Source organism: Flavobacterium sp. LS1R10 (assembly GCF_003968825.1).
In the GTDB taxonomy this organism is placed as follows: domain Bacteria; phylum Bacteroidota; class Bacteroidia; order Flavobacteriales; family Flavobacteriaceae; genus Flavobacterium.
The window spans coordinates 26,039-43,954 of the sequence record NZ_RYDH01000005.1; the positions used below are offsets into that span (position 1 = coordinate 26,039).

At 34.7% G+C, this 17,916-nt stretch carries 16 protein-coding genes; 5 read left to right on the forward strand and 11 right to left on the reverse strand.

Annotated elements, in window-relative coordinates; translation table 11 throughout:
• Positions 1–119: 119 nt before the first annotated feature.
• Positions 120–1,763, forward strand: coding sequence for a hypothetical protein (locus EKL96_RS10025; protein WP_126461663.1), 1,644 nt, complete (start codon positions 120–122; stop codon positions 1,761–1,763).
• A 38-nt stretch (positions 1,764–1,801) separates the two neighbouring features.
• Here the strand turns inward: EKL96_RS10025 and EKL96_RS10030 are convergent, their stop codons facing one another.
• The 5 genes from EKL96_RS10030 to EKL96_RS10050 form a co-directional block, all read right to left on the reverse strand.
• Entirely contained in the window at positions 1,802–2,125 is a 324-nt protein-coding gene (locus tag EKL96_RS10030) for a DUF6370 family protein (RefSeq protein ID WP_126461666.1), read from the reverse strand.
• Positions 2,126–2,268: 143 nt separating this feature from the next.
• Positions 2,269–2,421, reverse strand: a complete 153-nt coding sequence (locus tag EKL96_RS14455) for a hypothetical protein (RefSeq protein WP_231507376.1) — start codon at positions 2,419–2,421, stop codon at positions 2,269–2,271.
• A gap of 265 nt (positions 2,422–2,686) precedes the next feature.
• On the reverse strand, positions 2,687–3,847 hold the full coding sequence (purT, locus tag EKL96_RS10040) for a formate-dependent phosphoribosylglycinamide formyltransferase (RefSeq protein WP_126461669.1): 1,161 nt from the start codon (positions 3,845–3,847) through the stop codon (positions 2,687–2,689).
• 235 nt (positions 3,848–4,082) lie between these two features.
• Positions 4,083–5,285, reverse strand: a complete 1,203-nt coding sequence (locus EKL96_RS10045; protein WP_126461673.1) for a pyridoxal phosphate-dependent aminotransferase — start codon at positions 5,283–5,285, stop codon at positions 4,083–4,085.
• Positions 5,286–5,384: 99 nt separating this feature from the next.
• Positions 5,385–6,479 (reverse strand): fatty acid desaturase family protein, encoded by a 1,095-nt coding sequence (locus tag EKL96_RS10050; RefSeq protein ID WP_126461676.1) that lies wholly within the window; start codon positions 6,477–6,479, stop codon positions 5,385–5,387.
• A 106-nt stretch (positions 6,480–6,585) separates the two neighbouring features.
• Here EKL96_RS10050 and rsmG point away from each other — a divergent pair, with 106 nt between their 5' ends.
• Positions 6,586–7,215: a 16S rRNA (guanine(527)-N(7))-methyltransferase RsmG gene (rsmG, locus tag EKL96_RS10055; protein WP_126461679.1), complete on the forward strand. Its 630-nt coding sequence runs from the start codon at positions 6,586–6,588 to the stop codon at positions 7,213–7,215.
• A gap of 71 nt (positions 7,216–7,286) precedes the next feature.
• On the opposite strand, the gene EKL96_RS10060 is transcribed toward rsmG, so the two are convergent.
• A complete protein-coding gene (locus EKL96_RS10060; RefSeq protein WP_255416377.1) occupies positions 7,287–9,224 on the reverse strand; it encodes a PAS domain S-box protein in 1,938 nt (645 codons plus the stop codon).
• Positions 9,194–10,837, reverse strand: a complete 1,644-nt coding sequence (locus EKL96_RS10065; RefSeq protein ID WP_126461687.1) for a PAS domain S-box protein — start codon at positions 10,835–10,837, stop codon at positions 9,194–9,196. Before EKL96_RS10065 ends, EKL96_RS10060 begins: the two co-directional genes overlap by 31 nt.
• Before the next feature lie 342 nt (positions 10,838–11,179).
• On the opposite strand from EKL96_RS10065, the gene dnaG reads away from it, so the two are divergent.
• Complete coding sequence (dnaG, locus tag EKL96_RS10070; RefSeq protein ID WP_126461690.1) at positions 11,180–13,162, forward strand: DNA primase; 1,983 nt, start codon at positions 11,180–11,182, stop codon at positions 13,160–13,162.
• A 141-nt stretch (positions 13,163–13,303) separates the two neighbouring features.
• Here dnaG and EKL96_RS10075 read toward each other — a convergent pair whose 3' ends face one another.
• Both EKL96_RS10075 and nadE read right to left on the reverse strand, forming a co-directional pair.
• On the reverse strand, positions 13,304–13,933 hold the full coding sequence (locus EKL96_RS10075; RefSeq protein ID WP_126461693.1) for a response regulator transcription factor: 630 nt from the start codon (positions 13,931–13,933) through the stop codon (positions 13,304–13,306).
• Positions 13,934–14,027: 94 nt separating this feature from the next.
• Positions 14,028–14,831, reverse strand: a complete 804-nt coding sequence (nadE, locus tag EKL96_RS10080; protein WP_126461696.1) for an NAD(+) synthase — start codon at positions 14,829–14,831, stop codon at positions 14,028–14,030.
• 100 nt (positions 14,832–14,931) lie between these two features.
• On the opposite strand from nadE, the gene gldB reads away from it, so the two are divergent.
• Together gldB and gldC are read left to right on the forward strand one after the other, a co-directional pair.
• A complete protein-coding gene (gene gldB / locus EKL96_RS10085) occupies positions 14,932–15,888 on the forward strand; it encodes a gliding motility lipoprotein GldB (RefSeq protein ID WP_126461699.1) in 957 nt (318 codons plus the stop codon).
• A complete protein-coding gene (gene gldC, locus EKL96_RS10090) occupies positions 15,888–16,223 on the forward strand; it encodes a gliding motility protein GldC (protein ID WP_126452671.1) in 336 nt (111 codons plus the stop codon). The genes gldB and gldC overlap by 1 nt, the downstream gene beginning before the upstream one ends.
• 80 nt (positions 16,224–16,303) lie before the next feature.
• On the opposite strand, the gene yihA is transcribed toward gldC, so the two are convergent.
• Together yihA and EKL96_RS10100 are read right to left on the reverse strand one after the other, a co-directional pair.
• Positions 16,304–16,924 (reverse strand): ribosome biogenesis GTP-binding protein YihA/YsxC, encoded by a 621-nt coding sequence (yihA, locus tag EKL96_RS10095; protein WP_126461702.1) that lies wholly within the window; start codon positions 16,922–16,924, stop codon positions 16,304–16,306.
• Between the two features lie 25 nt (positions 16,925–16,949).
• Positions 16,950–17,729 (reverse strand): alpha/beta fold hydrolase, encoded by a 780-nt coding sequence (locus EKL96_RS10100; protein WP_126461705.1) that lies wholly within the window; start codon positions 17,727–17,729, stop codon positions 16,950–16,952.
• Positions 17,730–17,916: the final 187 nt, after the last annotated feature.

Sequence of the window (17,916 nt, forward strand, 5' to 3'; positions counted from 1 at the left end):
AATGCAAAAATACTGTTTTTTGCGGTATTGTAAATAGGGTTATTGTTTTCTTTAAAATTGACACTTTTATTAGTGTAACATTTAGGAGTATTAAAGACTAATATTTAAAACTTAGTTTTATGAAAAAGATTTTATCAATAGCTTTCTTACTCCTTTTTGGTTTTTTATTGTTTTATGGCAACCTTCCGGTAATCAATTATGGATTTACTGGTTTTGCTTTTATTTTATTACTGTTGTTAGTAATAGGGATCTTATTTTCTGTTGGTTTGACTATTTCTCAGCAAACAAAGCAAGTCAAGATTGTTTCCAAACCTAACAAGATTTTGTTTGTTTTGGTAGGATTGCTTTTAGCGTATTGTGTTGCGCTTCCTTTTATAACCAGCCTAAAAATGTTCCGAAGCGATTCGTATCAAAAATTAATAGGCGAGGTTAAAAACGGCCAAAAAATAACCAATCACATTGCTCCAATTTCTATTGATAAAATCCGTGTGGTCGATGAGGAACTAGCCCATCTTCTGGGAGAGAAAATTCTAGGTTCTCAACCCGCTTTGGGAAGTCAGGTAGAATTGGGGGATTTTTGTATCCAAAAGGTGAACAATAACTTGTACTGGGTTGCTCCATTATTACATTCTGGTTTTTTGAAATGGTTTAACAACCAAGAGGGAACTGCGGGATATGTTATGGTTTCTGCAACCAATGAACGTGATGTGAAATTAGTTCAGAGTGTAGGAGGGAAGAACATTAAGATTAAATACCAGCAAGGCGCTTACTTCCAAAGTGACATTCACAGACACGTTTATTTTAATGGAAATGCTACTGTTGGTCTGGCTGATTTTAGTTTTGAAATTGATGATGCTGGAAATCCGTTTTGGATTGTCACTAAATATGTGAAAAAAATTGGTTTTTCAGGAAAAGAAGCTACGGGAGTTATTGTGGTTGATGCACAATCTGGAGCAATAAATGAATATTCAATTGCTAAAACGCCAAAATGGGTGGATCGAATTCAGCCTTTGGATTTTATAGAAAATCAGTTGAATGATTGGGGTGAATATGTTCACGGCTATTGGAATTTTTCTAATCAGGATAAACTGCAAATTACAGAAGGAATGACATTGGTATATGGAAAAGACAATAAATCCTATTGGTACACCGGATTAACTTCGGTCGGGAAAGAAGAATCTGCTGTAGGTTTTGTATTGGTAGATACCAGAACCAAAGAAACTACTTTTTACAAACAAAGTGGCGCGACGGAATATGCGGCTCAAAGTTCGGCACAAGGGAAAGTTCAGGAAAAAGGATATAAAGCATCTTTGCCTATTCCGTATAATATCAATAACATTCCCACGTATGCGATGACGCTCAAAGATAACGGCGGATTAGTTAAAATGTTTGCGATGGTGGCCATTTCAGATTATACGATTGTGGGCGTCGGCAATACAATGCGAGAAACCTTGACTTCGTTTAAAAATGTCTACAATATGTCGGATAATAAAATAAACCCAAATAGTGTTTCTAATAAAAAATCAGTAAAATCAGTAGTAACGAGAATTCAGAATGATGTGAAAAACGGGAATAGCTTTTATTATTTTAAGGTGAAAGATTACCCTAATATTTTTGTGGGTTCGTCACAAATATCCAATCAATTGCCAGTAACAATTGTGGGTGACAGTGTGAAAATTTCTTTTGATGTAGACATGGAAGAAGTTATTGATGTTTCAAGTTTTGAGAATATCAATTTGGAAGCGAGTATGAAATCGAAGTAATAAAAAAAGGGCTAAAGAATTTTCTTTTAGCCCTTTTTTTATTTTTTTGGCAGTAATTTAAAAGAAGTTACTTTGAACCGATTATCTACAATTTTACCAACAATTTCGGCTTTTCGTATTGTTGTACAAAAACCGTCATTGGCGTGTGCATCTCCGTGCGAATCGATTGAACTACCGTCAACAAAATAAGATTTTCCATCCACACGAACGGCTAATTCACAACCGTGTCCTTCCATTCCAAACTGGCATTGACCACAAGCAGCCTCAACAATTTGTGGTTTTGGTTCTTCTTTTTTATCTTTATCCTGAGCACTTGCTAATGTTACAACGAACAAAAGGGTTAAGTATAATAACTTTTTCATAATTGATTATTTTTTGCTTTAGCTAAGATACTCGTTTTTTACATCGAATAATTTTTAAACATGTAAATTCATATTAATCTGGAAAGAGGAATGTTAATAGAAGCCATTTCAATAATGACAACTGCAATAATTGGAATGATTCGTCAATCAAAACTTTCGGCAAAAAAGAATTGAGCAAGGCCAAATGTGGCAATACCTTGTGCTACCGTCAGACCATAATTAACATACATTGCACCATGAAAATAACCCGGTTCTTTCTCGAATTTATTGTGACCATGGAGGCAATATTCATTCATTTTTGGAAACCCTATGTGTAAGCAAATATTTTTTTTCTTTGAAAACTTTCCCTTGAAGGCAGTGTGGGTAATCATTATTCAGGATGTCTACGATAGAATTAGACATCGGTATTTTTTTATCAAAGGTATTTAAAGGTTCCAGAAGAACTTTCGAATGGTTAGGTGATAATTCACAAGATGATAAAAAGGAACGCTGATAACACTGATTTAGCGAATTTTTTTTCATCTTGTTTTCGGTATAATATTGGAAGTTTATTAAATGTAATTACGAATGCACGGTAATCAACCTTGCTGCATTTTTTGCTTTTTCTACCACTTCTTCAATTGGAGTTTCTACGGTATCATTTACTAAAGCCACTGCCATTCTGCGGTAGGGTCTTGAAGTTGGTTTACGAAATATTCTGAAATCCGTTTTAGGTAAAGCCGCAATTTTTTCGATACCGGAGTACGTTGGGTTTGTAGAGTTTTCCGAAGCTAAAATGACTGCACTGGCTCCCGCTTTTTCTAATGTGATTTCAAAAATAGGCAAACTTAAAATAGCGCGTAAATGCAATTCAAATTCATTGAAGTTTTGTGTTCCAGCTAATGTTACCATTCCGGTATCATGCGGACGAGGCGATAATTCTGAGAAATAAACGCCGTCATCAGTCAAGAAAAATTCGACTCCAAAAAGTCCTGCGCCGCCCAAAGCTTCGGTTACTTTTTCGGCCATGTCTTGCGCTTCGTACAAATCCTTGTCGGAAATTCTGGCGGGTTGCCAGCTTTCCTGATAATCGCCACGTTCTTGTCTATGGCCAATTGGCGCACAAAAAAGTGTCGGATTATTGTTTTGTACCACCGTTAATAAAGTAATCTCCGAATTGAATTTGACAAATGCTTCTACAATCACTTCTACGACATCGCCACGGGAACCTTCCACGGCATACTTCCATGCTTTTTCAATATCGGCTTCGGTTTTTATGGTGGATTGTCCTTTTCCGGACGAAGACATTAATGGTTTGACGACACACGGCATTCCAACGGCTTCAACGCCTTTTTGTAATTCCTCGGCAGTAGTGGCGTAGCGGTAGTTTGCGGTTTTTAATCCTAATTCTTTAGATGCTAAATCTCGAATCGCTTTACGGTTCATCGTGAAGTTTGCCGCTTTCGCAGAAGGAACTACGGTAATTCCTTGGTTTTCATAGTCATAAAAACGCTCGGTTCTGATAGCTTCTATTTCTGGAACAATAAAATCAGGTTTATGTTTGGCGACGACGCGGTCTAGGGCTTCTCCGTCGAGCATATTGATGACTTCAAAATCATGGGCAACTTGCATGGCGGGTGCATTTTCGTAACTGTCCACCGCAATTACGATTTGCCCTATGCGTTGTGCAGCGATTGTAAATTCTTTTCCTAATTCGCCTGAGCCGAGAAGTAGTATTTTCATGTTTTTATTGTGTTAGGTATAGCTAGGGACATCTCGCGAGCTGTTCTTACTGCATGAGGGATAGTAGTGGAAATCCTTTGTATTCCCGCAGCGATAGCGAAGGTAATAAAAAAGATTGCAACGGATAGCCCGACCCGCCTTTTCTGCGGGGCATGCCTCAAAAAAAAATAGTTTAAAATTTAAAGCGTTAAAACTTTAAACCTTAAACTATTTTAAACTTGAAACAAATTTTATATTATGCAGGAACCTCAGTAAGAGCTACAGCTTCTTTGATTCGGCGTAAGGCTTCAATTAGTAATTCTTCGCTTGTTGCGTAAGAAAAACGGATACAGTTTGGGTTTCCAAAAGCGTCACCGGTTACGGTTGCTACATTTGCTTCGCCCAAAAGGTACATAGAGAAATCATTGGCGTCTTTGATAAACGTTCCTTTTAATGTTTTTCCGAAAAAAGAAGAAACGTCTGGGAATACATAAAAAGCACCTTCGGGAACGTTGATTTTTACTCCTGGAATGTCTTTTAATAATCCAACGACTAAATCTCTACGGCTATGGAAAGCGTCCACCATGTGTTTTAGAACACTTGGATCAGCATCTACTGCGGTAATAGTAGCACGTTGTGCAATACTATTCGCACCGCTTGTTACTTGACCTTGAATTTTTGTACACGCTTTTGCAATGAATTCTGGTGCGCCAATATATCCAATTCTCCAACCTGTCATGGCGAAAGCTTTGGCTACTCCATTTACGGTAATTGTTCGTTCTAGCATTCCCGGGATGGATGCGATGCTGCAAAAAGTTCCGGAGAAATTAATGTGCTCGTAGATTTCGTCAGCAACAACATATACATGTGGGTGTTTTTCCAACACTTTGGCAAGAGCCGTTAATTCGTCTCTGTTGTACACCGATCCGCTTGGGTTACAAGGGGAACTAAACCACATCATTTTTGTTTTTGGTGTAATTGCTGCTTCTAATTGTTCTGGTGTGATTTTGAAATCCGTATCTACAGAAGTGGGTACTTCTACAGGAATTCCGCCTGATAATTTTACGATTTCGAAATACGAAACCCAGTAAGGAGCCGGTAAAATTACTTCGTCACCGTCGTTTAGCATTACTTGAGCAATGTTGTATAAGGATTGTTTTGCTCCGGTTGACACTACAATTTGAGAGGGTTTGTACTCTAAATTATTGTCTCTTTTGAATTTTCTGCAAATGGCTTCTTTTAATTCAGCATATCCTTCTACTGGAGAGTAGGTGCTGTAATTTTCGTCAATCGCTTTTTTCGCCGCTTCTTTGATGAAGTCTGGCGTATTGAAATCTGGTTCGCCTAAGCTTAAACTGATAATGTCTCTTCCTTGTGCTTTTAATTCTCTGGCCAAAGCTGCCATTGCTAATGTTTGAGATGTAGATAAATTGTTTATTCTATCGGATAATGGATTCATTGTAATAGGTTGTAGTTAGTTTATTAGTATATATACACTGTAAAGATGCAATGTAGAGATGCACTGCAGAGCATCTCTAGATGTTGTGATTTTGAATGATTATGTAAGTTCTGGTTTCATTCCCAATTCTTTCAAATGCTTAAAATGAGCAATAACAGCACTTCGCATCGTTTTGTATTCGTAATACGGCAAGTTGCATTCTTGGGCGGTTTGCTTTACGATACTCGCAATTTTCCCATAATGCACGTGACTGATATTTGGGAAAATATGGTGCTCTATTTGGTGGTTTAATCCACCGGTGTACCAGTTGACAATGGCATTTTTTGGTGCAAAATTGGTGGTGGTAAACAATTGGTGAATCGCCCAAGTGTTATCCATTTCTCCTAATTCATTAGGAGAAGGATTGGTCGTTTCTTCGACAACGTGTGCTAATTGGAATACAACACTTAATATGAGTCCTGCGGTATAATGCATGAGGAAGAATCCAATAAGAACTTTCCACCATGTGATTCCAATAACGATTGGTAACACGATCCAAATAGAAACGTAAATTATTTTAGTGATAATTAAAGTGGTCCAAAGTATTTTTGGGCTTTTTGCTTCTCCGTAAGATAATTTTCGCTTTAAATAGCTTTTCATCTGCTTGAAATCAGTTGTAATAGCCCAGTTGAACGTTAATAATCCATATAAAAATACCGAATAATATTGCTGAAAACGGTGAAAATTATACCATGTTGCTTCTTTTGTAAAACGGATTACTCGCCCGGCATCTAAATCCTCATCGTGACCTGGAATGTTTGTGTACGTATGGTGCAAAACATTATGTTGAACTTGCCAGTTGTAGACATTTCCTGCCAGAACATAAATAGTTCCTCCCATAAATTTATTGACCCAGTGTTTATTGGAATAGGAGCCATGATTTCCATCATGCATGACATTCATTCCCACTCCAGCCATTCCAATTCCCATAACAATTGTTAATAGAAGATGTGCCCAAAAAGGCATACCTAATGTCAGAATTAAAAAATAAGGCGCCAGGAAAACCGTAATCAAAATGATAGTTTTTAAATAAAGTTTCCAGTTTCCAGTCTTTTGGATGTTGTTTTCTTTAAAGTAAGTATTTACCCGTGAGTTAAGTGTTCTGAAAAATTTCAGGCTATCTTGTTTTGCAAATGTTGGTAGCGTATCTGTCATAAAAAAATCAATAAAGGTCAAAGGTAATTATTATAAATTTTTGGATATACAAAATTGAGATAAATATTTTAACTCTAAAGTATTACTTTTGTTAAAAAATTAAAAGATGAATGAGATTCTGAAGCATTTTCCTAATTTAACGGATATTCAAAAAGAACAGTTTGAAAAATTGGATTTTTTATACCATGATTGGAACGAAAAAATAAATGTTATTTCCAGAAAAGATATTGATGCCTTATACACCAAACATATCTTGCATTCGTTGGGGATTGCCAAAATCATACAATTTGAACCGGGAACGTATGTCCTTGATGTGGGAACAGGAGGTGGATTCCCTGGAATTCCATTGGCGATTCTTTTTCCGGAAACGCGTTTTTATTTGATAGATATTATTGCAAAAAAAATAAAAGTGGTTCAGGCTGTTGCCGAGGGATTGGAATTAAAAAATGTTAAAGCTGAGCAAATGCGAGCAGAGAATGTAAAAGGAGATTTTGATTTTATTGTGAGTCGTGCCGTGACCAATATGCCGGATTTTGTTTCTTGGGTGAAAACCAAAATCAAAAAGAACAACAAACACGAATTGAAAAACGGAATTTTGTACTTAAAAGGAGGCGATTTAACTGAAGAATTAAAAGATTTTCCTAAAGCGACGGAATATAATTTAGCTGATTTTTTTGAAGATGAATTCTTTGAAACAAAGAAAGTAGTCCACGTGCCGTTGAAGTTTGTGGTTTAGAAACATAGAATAATTTTGTCTCAAACGGCTTTTTTTCAGGAAATAGGAATCTCTGCTGGTTGAGATTCCTTCTAATTGTGTACTGGAAATTCAAGGGTTACCTTAGTTCCTTTTCCTAATTTACTTTCAAGTTGAATTGTTCCTGAGTTTTTTTCTGTAAATGTTTTTACGATATAGAGGCCTAATCCAGTTCCTTGGATTCCATCGGTATTACTGGCCCTAAAAAAAGTATTGAATAATTTTGGTTGATCTTCGGCTGGAATTCCAATACCTAAATCAATAATCTCTAAACAAATAGTTTTTTCGATGACACATAAATTTAGCTCAATATCACCAAAGCCTTCTGAATATTTAAAGGCATTGTTTAATAAGTTGAAAATAGTATATTCCATCAGTTTTTGATCTGCCATAACTCGAAAATTATCGCCTTTGATGGAGGTTTGAACTTTTCTTCCAATTAATTGATCGGGATAACTTATTTCGATCACATCTAGGCAAATTTGTTTTAAATCAAATTCGGTAGGATCGAAATTCGTTTTTCCGGAGTCCTCTTTTGAGATCGTTAGCACGGCATTCATCAATTGAACAATGCGATCAATTTCTTCAATAATACAATCAATTCTTTTTTGCAAACGGGGAGCATTTTCTATTTTTTCATGTTCTAAGTAAAGACTTATTAGTTCAGCACTAGTTCTGATGGTTGTCATAGGCGTTCTGAACTCATGTGAAATTGTGGATACTAAATTCGTGCGAAGATCATTTAAATCGCGTTCTTTCAGTAATGCTTTTTCAATTTTTTCTTCGGCTTCTTTTTGGGTGGTAATTTCTCTGTTTGAGGAATGAAAGCTAATTGTAACACCATTTTCTTTAACTAAATTGGCCTTAATTTCAAACCAAATATAATCGCCGCTTATGTTTCTAAATCGGATCTGAATTGCTATGTCTTCCATTTCTGTTAGAAAGCCTATGATGTGACTTTGAAGTTCCTCAATATCGTCAGGATGGGCATAATCTACAGGAAATTTCCCTATTAAAGATTGTGGGGTGTATCCTAATAGTTTTTCAATAGAAGGAGAAACGTATTTGAAAGAGGTGTCTGTATTATGCAAGCAAACTAAATCAACGGTGTTATCAGCTAAAAGACGGTATAAATTTTTAGCTTTGTTGAGCTGAATGGTTTTGATCCTGTTATTTTCTTCGGATAATATTTTGTTTTGTTTTTCAATCCTTTTCCGATCTGTTATATTGATCATCTGGAAAATATGACGCTTCGTTTTGTTTCGACTGCTTTTAATTATTGAAGCAGATATATACATCCAAATGACAGATTTATTTTTATGAATAAATCTTTTTTCTAAATTGAAATTAGAGATTTTTCCGGAATTTAATTGCTCTTTCAAAATAAAATCATTTTTTAAATCTTTTGGATAAGTTATTTCTTGAGAGGTTAAGGACGCAAATTCCTTTTTAGAATAGCCTAATATTTCACAAAGTTTTTCATTGACTTCTACAAAATTATCATCAATGTCTATTAACGCCATTCCTGCTGCCGAATATTCAAAAGCATCTTTAAACTGTTCTTGGCTTTGTTGTAATTCATCTTTGAGTATCTTCTCCTTAGTGATCTCTTGCATTGCACCAATCATCCGTATGGCTTTACCTTCATTGTTTCGAATGATTATGGCCTTGTCATTTACGAATCCATAGGAAGTATCTGTTTTTTTATAACGATACTCATGGGACCATACATTATTTTGACTTTTAACAGCCACATCTAGACTTTCAAAAACAGCTTTTTTCTCATCCGGATGTAAAAAATTATTAAGCAAACTAGCTGCTAGTACATTTTTCTTAAATGTATAACCAAAAAGCGTTTTAAACCCATCTCCGACATAAATTTTGTCAGTGGTCAAATCCCAATCCCAAATGGCATCAAAAGTAGCCTTGCTAAAATAAGAAAAGCGCTCGTTACTTTCTTTTAAAGCATCTTCTGCTTTTTCTGTGCCGATATGTCAATAAAGGAACATATTACGAAAAGTAATTCATTGTGTTTTCCAAGTACGGGTACGGCATCAACCAACAACCATACTAAATTTTTAAGTGTGGGATTATAGACTCCCATAATGACATTGTTTATTGGCTTTAGTGTCTGGATTGCTTGAGGGACTGCATGATCCTCCACTTTAAATAAAGTACCGTCAAGATGAATTGTCTTCCAGTGCTCGTCGTAGGATGTTTTTCCAAGTAATTGGTCTTCTGTGAGTCCTAGCATTTCGCAGGCTGCTTTGTTGTTTTCTAATATTTCTGAGTCAGGGCCTTGGACTATAATTCCCACAGCTATATTGTAGATTATACTTTTAGTAAGCTGTCTGCTTTTAATAATTTCTTGCTGGGTTTTTTTACTTTCAGTGATATCTACACCAAATCCTATCATCATTTCTAGGGTTTCATCTTCATGAAAAACAGGAGTTAGTTTTCGGGTATGATAGGTTTTTGTGCCATCAAGATGTTCTATAGTATCCTCCCACTCAATTGTATTCCTGGATTCTATGGCTTCTAGAAAATGGATGCGTCTTGTTTTTGCAAAGGTATCATCTCTGCCAGTATGTTTTGCATATTCAAAATCGTTTTTTCCTATAATGAATTTTCGTAGCTCCTCTTTTTTTATAGCGGCTGGATTTAAATACGTGTAGGTATGACTGCTGTCAAAAACGGCGACATCCGTTGGGAGCCTGTCCAATATTTTTTCATAAAATTCTTTTTGTAATACTAGCTTTTGTTGAATTTCAATATACTCCGTAATGTCTCTACAGTTTCCTATAAAAATTGGCAGACCATTTTTTTGAGATAATTTTAAACGTGTGGAATGCCAAACATAATAACCTTCTTGATGAAGAATTCTATAGGTAAATTCACTTTCGTTTTTTCCGGTTTCAATTGCTTCACTTAAATAAGTTTTACAATTTTCTAAATCGTCAGGATGTAAAAAAGAAGTATTGCTTTTGTCTAAAATATCTTTATTCTCATAGCCTAGGTATTTAGTCCAGTTGTCTGAAGCATAGGTGATTATTCCTTCTAGGTTAAGCTCGTAAGTAATTTCTTTTGAATTGTCAATAAATAATTGAAATTGAGTGTCCTGTTCTTTGATTGTTTTTTGTAAGCTCTGGTTTTCAATATGTAATTTTAATAAAGATTGGATTTGTAGCACAGTATATTTTAGATGTTTTAACTGCATTACAGAAAGCTCTCTAGGGCTAGTATCCATAATACAAAGAGTTCCAATGACTAGATTTTCATTAAAACATATAGGGAAACCCGCAAAAAAAGCTATTAAATTTAAATTTTCGGGAGGAGCATCAATGTCTTTATTAATGTCTGAGATAATTTTAATTTTATTTTGCTGGATGGTATTCTCATTAAGTGCAATAATAGTAGGAGAGATGGGAATATAATCAAAACCTATTTTTGTAACTATTATGGGACTAATAGAGTCTGTTAATGAAATAAATGCAAGAGGCATCTCGCATACCTCGGATGCAAATAATAAAACCGTATTGAATTCCTCTTGAATAGTTCTGTTTTCAAATAATTCGCTTATTTTTTTCTTGTCAAATACAGGCATAGGTTCTTGGTGTAATTGATTAATTAACAATTATTTTGCATCATAGATATAGGTTTTTTAAAGTAATTGTTTCTTTATCAATAAGTTGTAATGTAGATTGGGGGGATCAATTACAAAATAACGTCTAATTTATTAAATATAAAAGAATGTTAAAAACTAATAACTTTTTTAACTGATTTAAAATGATGATTTAGCGCGTTTCTTTGATTTGTAAAACATTAATAACTTCTTAAATTATCAAATGGAATGATTTATGAGTTTAACTAGGAGTTGATTTTATTTGTACTAACAATAATTTTTCAGGTTAAACTTTGTAACTTTGGATTTCAAAAAATAATAGATTTGATCACAAAAGCTACTATAGATACTGTTTTCGAAACTGCTCGGGTAGAGGAGGTTATCGGTGATTTTGTGCAATTAAAACGCGCAGGGAGTAACTTCAAAGGGCTTAGTCCTTTTTCGGAAGAGCGTTCTCCATCGTTTATGGTTTCCCCAGCAAAGGGAATCTGGAAAGATTTTAGTTCTGGAAAAGGAGGGAATTCAGTTGCTTTCTTAATGGAACACTCCCATTTCACTTACCCGGAAGCCATACGGTATTTAGCCAAAAAATACAATATAGAAATTGAGGAAACCGAGCAAACGGATCAAGAAAAAGCCATTACGGATGTACGGGAAAGTATGTATTTGGTATCGGAGTTTGCAAAAAGTTATTTTCATAACACCCTGTTCAATTCTGAAGAAGGCAAAGCAATAGGGTATTCTTATTTTAAAGAAAGAGGATTTACTGCGGATACAATTAAGAAATTTAGTTTGGGATATTCCCCTGAAAGTTGGGATGCCTTTACCAAAGAAGCCTTAGGGAAAGGTTATAAATTAGAGTTTCTAGAAAATACCGGACTCACAATTCCCAGAGATGACAGGCCTTTTGACAGGTTCAAAGGTCGCGTTATGTTTCCTATAGAAAGTATGTCAGGTCGAGTACTTGGTTTTGGAGGCAGAATTCTTACCAACGATAAAAAAGCGGCAAAATACTTGAATTCACCGGAAAGTGAAATTTACCATAAAAGTAAAGTGCTGTATGGTATTTTTCAGGCCAAACAATCAATAGCCAAATTAAATAATTGTTATTTAGTCGAAGGATATACTGATGTAATTCAGTTCAACCAATCCGGAATTGAAAATGTGGTTGCTTCCTCAGGCACGGCGCTTACACCAGATCAAATCCGTTTAATAAACAGATTGACAAAAAATATCACAGTGCTTTTTGATGGTGATGCCGCAGGTTTACGGGCTTCTGTGCGTGGAATTGATCTAATTTTAGAGGAAGGAATGAATGTAAAAGTGTGTACGTTTCCTGATGGGGAAGATCCGGACAGTTTTGCAAAAAAAACATCTTATGAAGCGTTAGTTTTATACTTAGAGAATAACGCAAAAGATTTTATTCAGTTCAAAGCCTCTCTTTTGATGAATGAAGCGAAGAATGATCCCGTCAAAAAAGCAGATCTTATACGGGACATGGTCGTCAGCATTTCGAAAATTCCGGACAGGATTCAACGAGAAATTTATATCCAGGAATGTTCCAGAATAATGGATATTTCAGAGCAGGTTTTACTAAGCACTTTGGCGCAATTAGTCCAAAAAGACGGTATCGAAATTGAAAAAAAACACAAACAAAAGCAATTGCAGAATGCCTTTGACTATGTTAAAAATGACGATACTGTCCAGACTGACAAAGTAGATTCACTGTATCGATTTGAACGTAAAATAATTGAAATCCTATTGCTTTATGGTAACAAGACGGAAAAATTTGAAGAAGTTTTATTAAAGTCAAATAGCGACGGAGAAATTGTGGACGTTACCGAAATAAAAGAATTAAAAGTTTTTCAGAAAATATATTTGAGTTTACAAGATGATGAAGTAGAATTTGCAAGTCCTATATTTAGAGATATATACAAAAATTTAATCGATTATTATTTGCAAAATGAGGACTCTGGGCTTGATAAATATATAAATCACTACCAGTCAGGTGTTCCTGATGAAGTAACTAATATTATAATGGAAGAGGAAAAAAATGTTTTGCACAATTGGACTGGTCAAAATATTTTCCCTAAAAGTAAAGAAGAAATGTTAAATCAGGATGTTTCGGACACATTGCTTACTTTACGATGGTTTCTGCTTAGTGAGATTATTGAAGAGTTGAAAAACTCCGTTTCTAACGATCCGGAATCAGATAATATGGAGTCATTGTCTTTAGCAATGAGTTATATAGAGTTGCGAGGTAAGTTTTCAAAAAAATTAGGGCGAGTTGTGGTACGATACCATTAAAGGCTACACAATCTATAAATCAAAAAGCGCTGTATCTCTGAAATTTGATACAGAGATACAGCGCTTTTATTAATTGTAATGAATCACATGTAATCCATTCTTTTTTTTAAATTGCCTAGACGTGGTTAGGCCTCAATGGTATTAAACGATTTCTAACGTTTTTGCTTTGTTTACTAAATCTACTAGATTAGTAACATTTAGTTTTGTTAACAATCGCAATTTGTACGTACTAATCGTTTTTTCATTTAGTTTAAGAATAGTCGCGATCTCGTGGTTTTTCTTTCCATCACTTAGATAACGCAAAACCTCCACTTCCCGGTTGGAAAGCTTACGATACAATCTTTCACTCTTGCTTTGTTTTGCAATTAAGGCTAAATTTTTCTTTACAGTCTCATTCATGATTATTTTTCCTTGGTGGACTTTAACAATCGACTGACCTAAGGTTTCTAGTTTTTCAGATTTGTGCACAAAGCCAGATACTCCGGCTTTAATGGCATTTGGCGCATAAATCTGTTCTGAAAGACCACTGAAGATAATGATTTTAGTTTTTGGAAAATTTTTCAAAAGTGCTTTCACTTCAAAAATACTGGAAAGACCTTCCAGTTCCAAGTCTAATATCAATACATCAATGTCTTTTGTTAAAAGTATATCCCGTACCATCAAAAAGTTACCAACATTGGCTACTATTGATATCTCGGCATTGTCTTTAAAGTAAGATTTTACTCCAAAATGCACAACGGGGTAATTATCGGCTATACATACTTTAATCATGATTTTAGTTTTTTAGAATTATTTATTATTGGAAATGTAAAATTAATAAATAAATTCTGTAATTAATTGTAAATCAATATAAAATATCATTTCTTTAATCTTTTGGGATAAAACAAACTGGTATTGCGGTCATTTTATGTTGATTATTAGTGTTTAATCGTTTGTAGATTTCAAAAACAATTTTGTCTCTTCCGGTAAAATTTTCGATTGATTTTCCAGCGTGATCTTCTGCCATTGCCCACTCTAGCTCATTATAGCTGGCGCCTAATTGATCTTCATCGGTTCTTTCATCTCCAAATAATCCGTCGGTGGGCGGTGCTTTCAAAATAGAATCTGGAATTTTTAAATAGTTGCCTAAAAGATAGACTTCTGACTTCATTAAGTCGGCAATAGGGCTTAAATCAACACCTCCATCGCCATATTTAGTATAAAAACCAACGCCAAAATCCTCTACTTTATTTCCCGTTCCGGCAACTAATAAACAATGAATGCCTGCAAAATAATACAATGTGGTCATTCTTAAGCGAGCTCGGGTGTTAGCCAGGGATAGGTTTACTTTAGAAATATCTGAATGATTACCGGGCACTATTTTTTTGAAACTCTCAAAAACAGATGTCAAATCAGCTTCCACGCTAGTTACGTTAGGGAATCTTTTTTTTAATTGTTCGATATGTTCCCGGCCTCTTGTTACATGGCTTTGCGCTTGATGGATGGGCATTTCAATACATAAAACCTGCAGTCCGGTCTGGGCGCATAGTGTAGAGGTTACCGCTGAATCAACTCCCCCTGAAATCCCAATAACAAATCCGTTCACTTTAGCATTTTCAGCATATGTTTTTAACCAATTTACAATAAGAGTATTTATTTTTTCGACGGGTAGTGCCCTTTTTTTAGTCATAATAGTTTACGTTTTAAAAAGTAGGAATGTATATTTGCACACTAAATTAGTTGCAGATGGGTTTCCTTAAATTCTGTGGTAACAAATTTAATTAATAATTATGAAAATAGATCTGTTGTCCCTCGTCTTTTGCCTCTTTTTTTTGTCATGTGATAAGAAAAGTAAAGTAGAGAATACTATTGCTGCAATTCCTGTACAAGTAAAATTAGAACGATTTGATATAATATTTTTTGAAACGCCACCAAAAGACTTAGAGAAAATAAAAAAAGAGTTTCCTTTCTTTTTTCCTCCAGGAAATGACAACAGCGTTTGGCTGAATAAAATGCAGGATCCAATCTGGAGAGAATTATATACGGAAGTACAAAAAAAATATGCTGATATTGAACCGGTAAAAGAAGAATTAGAAGGTGTGCTTAAGCATATTAAATACTATTTTCCTGAAACAAAAATACCAAAAGTGATTACCGTAATTGCTGAGATGGACTATAATAATAAAGCCATTTATGCAGACAGTCTGGTTATTATCTCACTTGAATTGTATTTAGGGAAAGACCATAAATTTTATCAGTTTCCCAATTATTTAAAACAAAATTTTGAACAAAGACAGATTGCACCAGATGTAGTTTCGAGTTTTTCAACACGTAAAATTCCTCCTGTTTTAGATAAGGATTTGCTGAGTCAGATGATTTATTGTGGAAAACAATTGTATTTAAAAGACTTGCTTTTGCCAAAGTATACAGAAGCCGAAAAAATAGGGTATACGCCAGAGCAATTATTATGGTGTCAAGAAAATGAAAGTTACATGTGGCGTTATTTTATTGAGAAAGAATTACTTTACAGTAATGATCAAAAGTTAATTCCACGATTTATAAATCCAGCACCATTTTCTAAGTTTTATCTGGAAATAGACAATGAATCTCCAGGTCGGGTTGGTGCCTGGATCGGTTGGCAAATAGTGCGATCCTATATGAATAATAAGGATGCAGGTATTGCAGATCTGTTAAAAAAAGATGCGAAAGAAATATTTAAACAATCAAAATACAAACCTAAAAAGTAATGTCAAATACACACACCTCAGAAATTAAGTTTCTAATCGAATTAGATGAAAATAAGGTTCCGGAAAAATTAATGTGGACCGCTAAAGATGGCGGAGTAGAGCTGGAGGAAGCCAAAGCAATAATGTTGTCTATTTGGGATAGCAAAGCAAAAGAAAGTATGCGCATTGATTTGTGGACGAAGGAAATGCCGGTAGATGAAATGAAAATTTTCTTTCACCAGACTTTAGTAGCAATGTCTGAAACTTTCAAGCGTGCTACTGATGATGAAAAAATGGCGGATACGATGAAAGATTTTTGCGATTATTTTGCTGAAAAATTGGAACTCACAAAGTAAATTTTTGTGTTGTTTTGCAAAAAAATCCCAAAACTAAAGTGTAGTTTTGGGATTTTATTGCAATGCTCTTAGATTGTTTTCTAAAACTGGCTGTTGTTTTTAAAAACTTCCTGATTTACTTCTTCAATGTAATTTAATACGTCCTCTTTTCCGGTAGATTCAGTCGCTGATGTGACAAAGTAATGCGGCATTTCGGCCCAGTTATTCGCAAACATTTTCTTTTTATAAGCGGCTACGTGAGAGTCTATTTTTACCTTGCTGATTTTGTCCGCTTTCGTGAAAACTATACAAAAAGGAATTTCGCTTTCACCCATATACGACATGAATTCAATGTCGATAGTTTGTGCTTCGTGACGAATATCAATCAAAACAAAAGCACAAACAAGTTGCTCTCTGGTCTCAAAATAATCAGTGATGAATTCTTGAAAAATAGATTTTGTTTTTTTAGAAACTTTAGCATATCCATAACCGGGTAGATCGACAAGAAACCAATTGCTGTTAATTAAAAAATGATTAATCAATTGGGTTTTTCCTGGTCTGCCGGATGTTTTAGCTAATTTTTTTTGGTTGGTCAGCATATTTATCAAAGAGGATTTTCCTACATTTGATCGACCTATAAAAGCATATTCCGGTAAAAAGTCTTTTGGACATTTTGCCACATCAGAGTTGCTAATAACAAATTCGGCGGTATTAATTTTCATTTTTGCTAGGTATAAAATTCTCCTTTTACGATTTGTGTACGGATAAATGAGTGTTTGTAAGCCACTCCTCAAGTAAGCGATTGAATTCCTCCGGATGTTCCATCATGGCCGCATGACCGCAGTTATCGATCCAATATAAAGTAGAATTAGGTAATAATTTATTGAACTCTTCTGCTACATCTGGAGGGGTGACTTTGTCATTTTTCCCCCAAATAAGACAGGTTTGAACATGCATTTTAGGTAAATCTTTTGCCATATTATGGCGAATGGCACTTTTTGCAATAGTCAGTGTTTTGATCAATTTCATGCGGTCGTTAACAGACTCGTACACTTCGTCTATAAGTTCTTTAGTCGCAACTTTTGGATCATAAAATACATCTTCTGCTTTTTTCTTAATGTATTCATAGTCCCCCCTTTTTGGGTAGCTATCGCCCATGGCACTTTCATAAAGACCTGAACTTCCGGTTATTACAAGACCGGCTACTTTTTCAGGATACATTTTAGTGTGGTACAATGCAATATGGCCACCAAGTGAATTTCCTAAAAGGATAACACGATCTAATCCTTTAAAAGTGATGAAATCCTTGACATATTTCGCAAAACTTTTCACGTTAGTTTTTAAAATATTTTGAGTATATATCGGTAAATCTGGAATAATTATTTTATATCCTCTTGTAGAAAAGTAGCTGGCAACGGTATCAAAGTTGCTAAGTCCCCCCATAAGTCCGTGTAAGATTACGATTGGAGTTCCTTCACCAGCTTCATAATAGCTGTATCTGCCTTCTTTTTTGTAGTGTTTTTCCATTTTTTGTAAATGCGGATTTTCAATTTTGACAAATATAGGATTTAATAAATAAAAATGGATTTTTAGAACAATTTTTAATTGTAAAATTATCCCACTTTAGATAAAATTTAGTTGTTTTTTTTTAGGATTTAGCAACAAATTTCTATGTAAATGCCTTTTATTTTTACATTAAAAAAATCAAATTTCA

What these genes read in the sequence shown, in the direction of transcription:
- yihA (WP_126461702.1), bottom strand. Translation starts at nt 16,924, where the DNA reads ATGAAAATTAATACCGCCGAATTTGTTATTAGCAACTCTGATGTGGCA.
- EKL96_RS10030 (WP_126461666.1), bottom strand. Translation starts at nt 2,125, where the DNA reads ATGAAAAAGTTATTATACTTAACCCTTTTGTTCGTTGTAACATTAGCA.
- EKL96_RS10025 (WP_126461663.1), top strand. Translation starts at nt 120, where the DNA reads ATGAAAAAGATTTTATCAATAGCTTTCTTACTCCTTTTTGGTTTTTTA.
- rsmG (WP_126461679.1), top strand. Translation starts at nt 6,586, where the DNA reads ATGAATGAGATTCTGAAGCATTTTCCTAATTTAACGGATATTCAAAAA.
- gldB (WP_126461699.1), top strand. Translation starts at nt 14,932, where the DNA reads ATGAAAATAGATCTGTTGTCCCTCGTCTTTTGCCTCTTTTTTTTGTCA.
- EKL96_RS10100 (WP_126461705.1), bottom strand. Translation starts at nt 17,729, where the DNA reads ATGGAAAAACACTACAAAAAAGAAGGCAGATACAGCTATTATGAAGCT.
- EKL96_RS10045 (WP_126461673.1), bottom strand. Translation starts at nt 5,285, where the DNA reads ATGAATCCATTATCCGATAGAATAAACAATTTATCTACATCTCAAACA.
- EKL96_RS10075 (WP_126461693.1), bottom strand. Translation starts at nt 13,933, where the DNA reads ATGATTAAAGTATGTATAGCCGATAATTACCCCGTTGTGCATTTTGGA.
- gldC (WP_126452671.1), top strand. Translation starts at nt 15,888, where the DNA reads ATGTCAAATACACACACCTCAGAAATTAAGTTTCTAATCGAATTAGAT.
- EKL96_RS10065 (WP_126461687.1), bottom strand. Translation starts at nt 10,837, where the DNA reads ATGCCTGTATTTGACAAGAAAAAAATAAGCGAATTATTTGAAAACAGA.
- purT (WP_126461669.1), bottom strand. Translation starts at nt 3,847, where the DNA reads ATGAAAATACTACTTCTCGGCTCAGGCGAATTAGGAAAAGAATTTACA.
- nadE (WP_126461696.1), bottom strand. Translation starts at nt 14,831, where the DNA reads ATGACTAAAAAAAGGGCACTACCCGTCGAAAAAATAAATACTCTTATT.
- EKL96_RS14455 (WP_231507376.1), bottom strand. Translation starts at nt 2,421, where the DNA reads ATGAATGAATATTGCCTCCATGGTCACAATAAATTCGAGAAAGAACCG.
- EKL96_RS10050 (WP_126461676.1), bottom strand. Translation starts at nt 6,479, where the DNA reads ATGACAGATACGCTACCAACATTTGCAAAACAAGATAGCCTGAAATTT.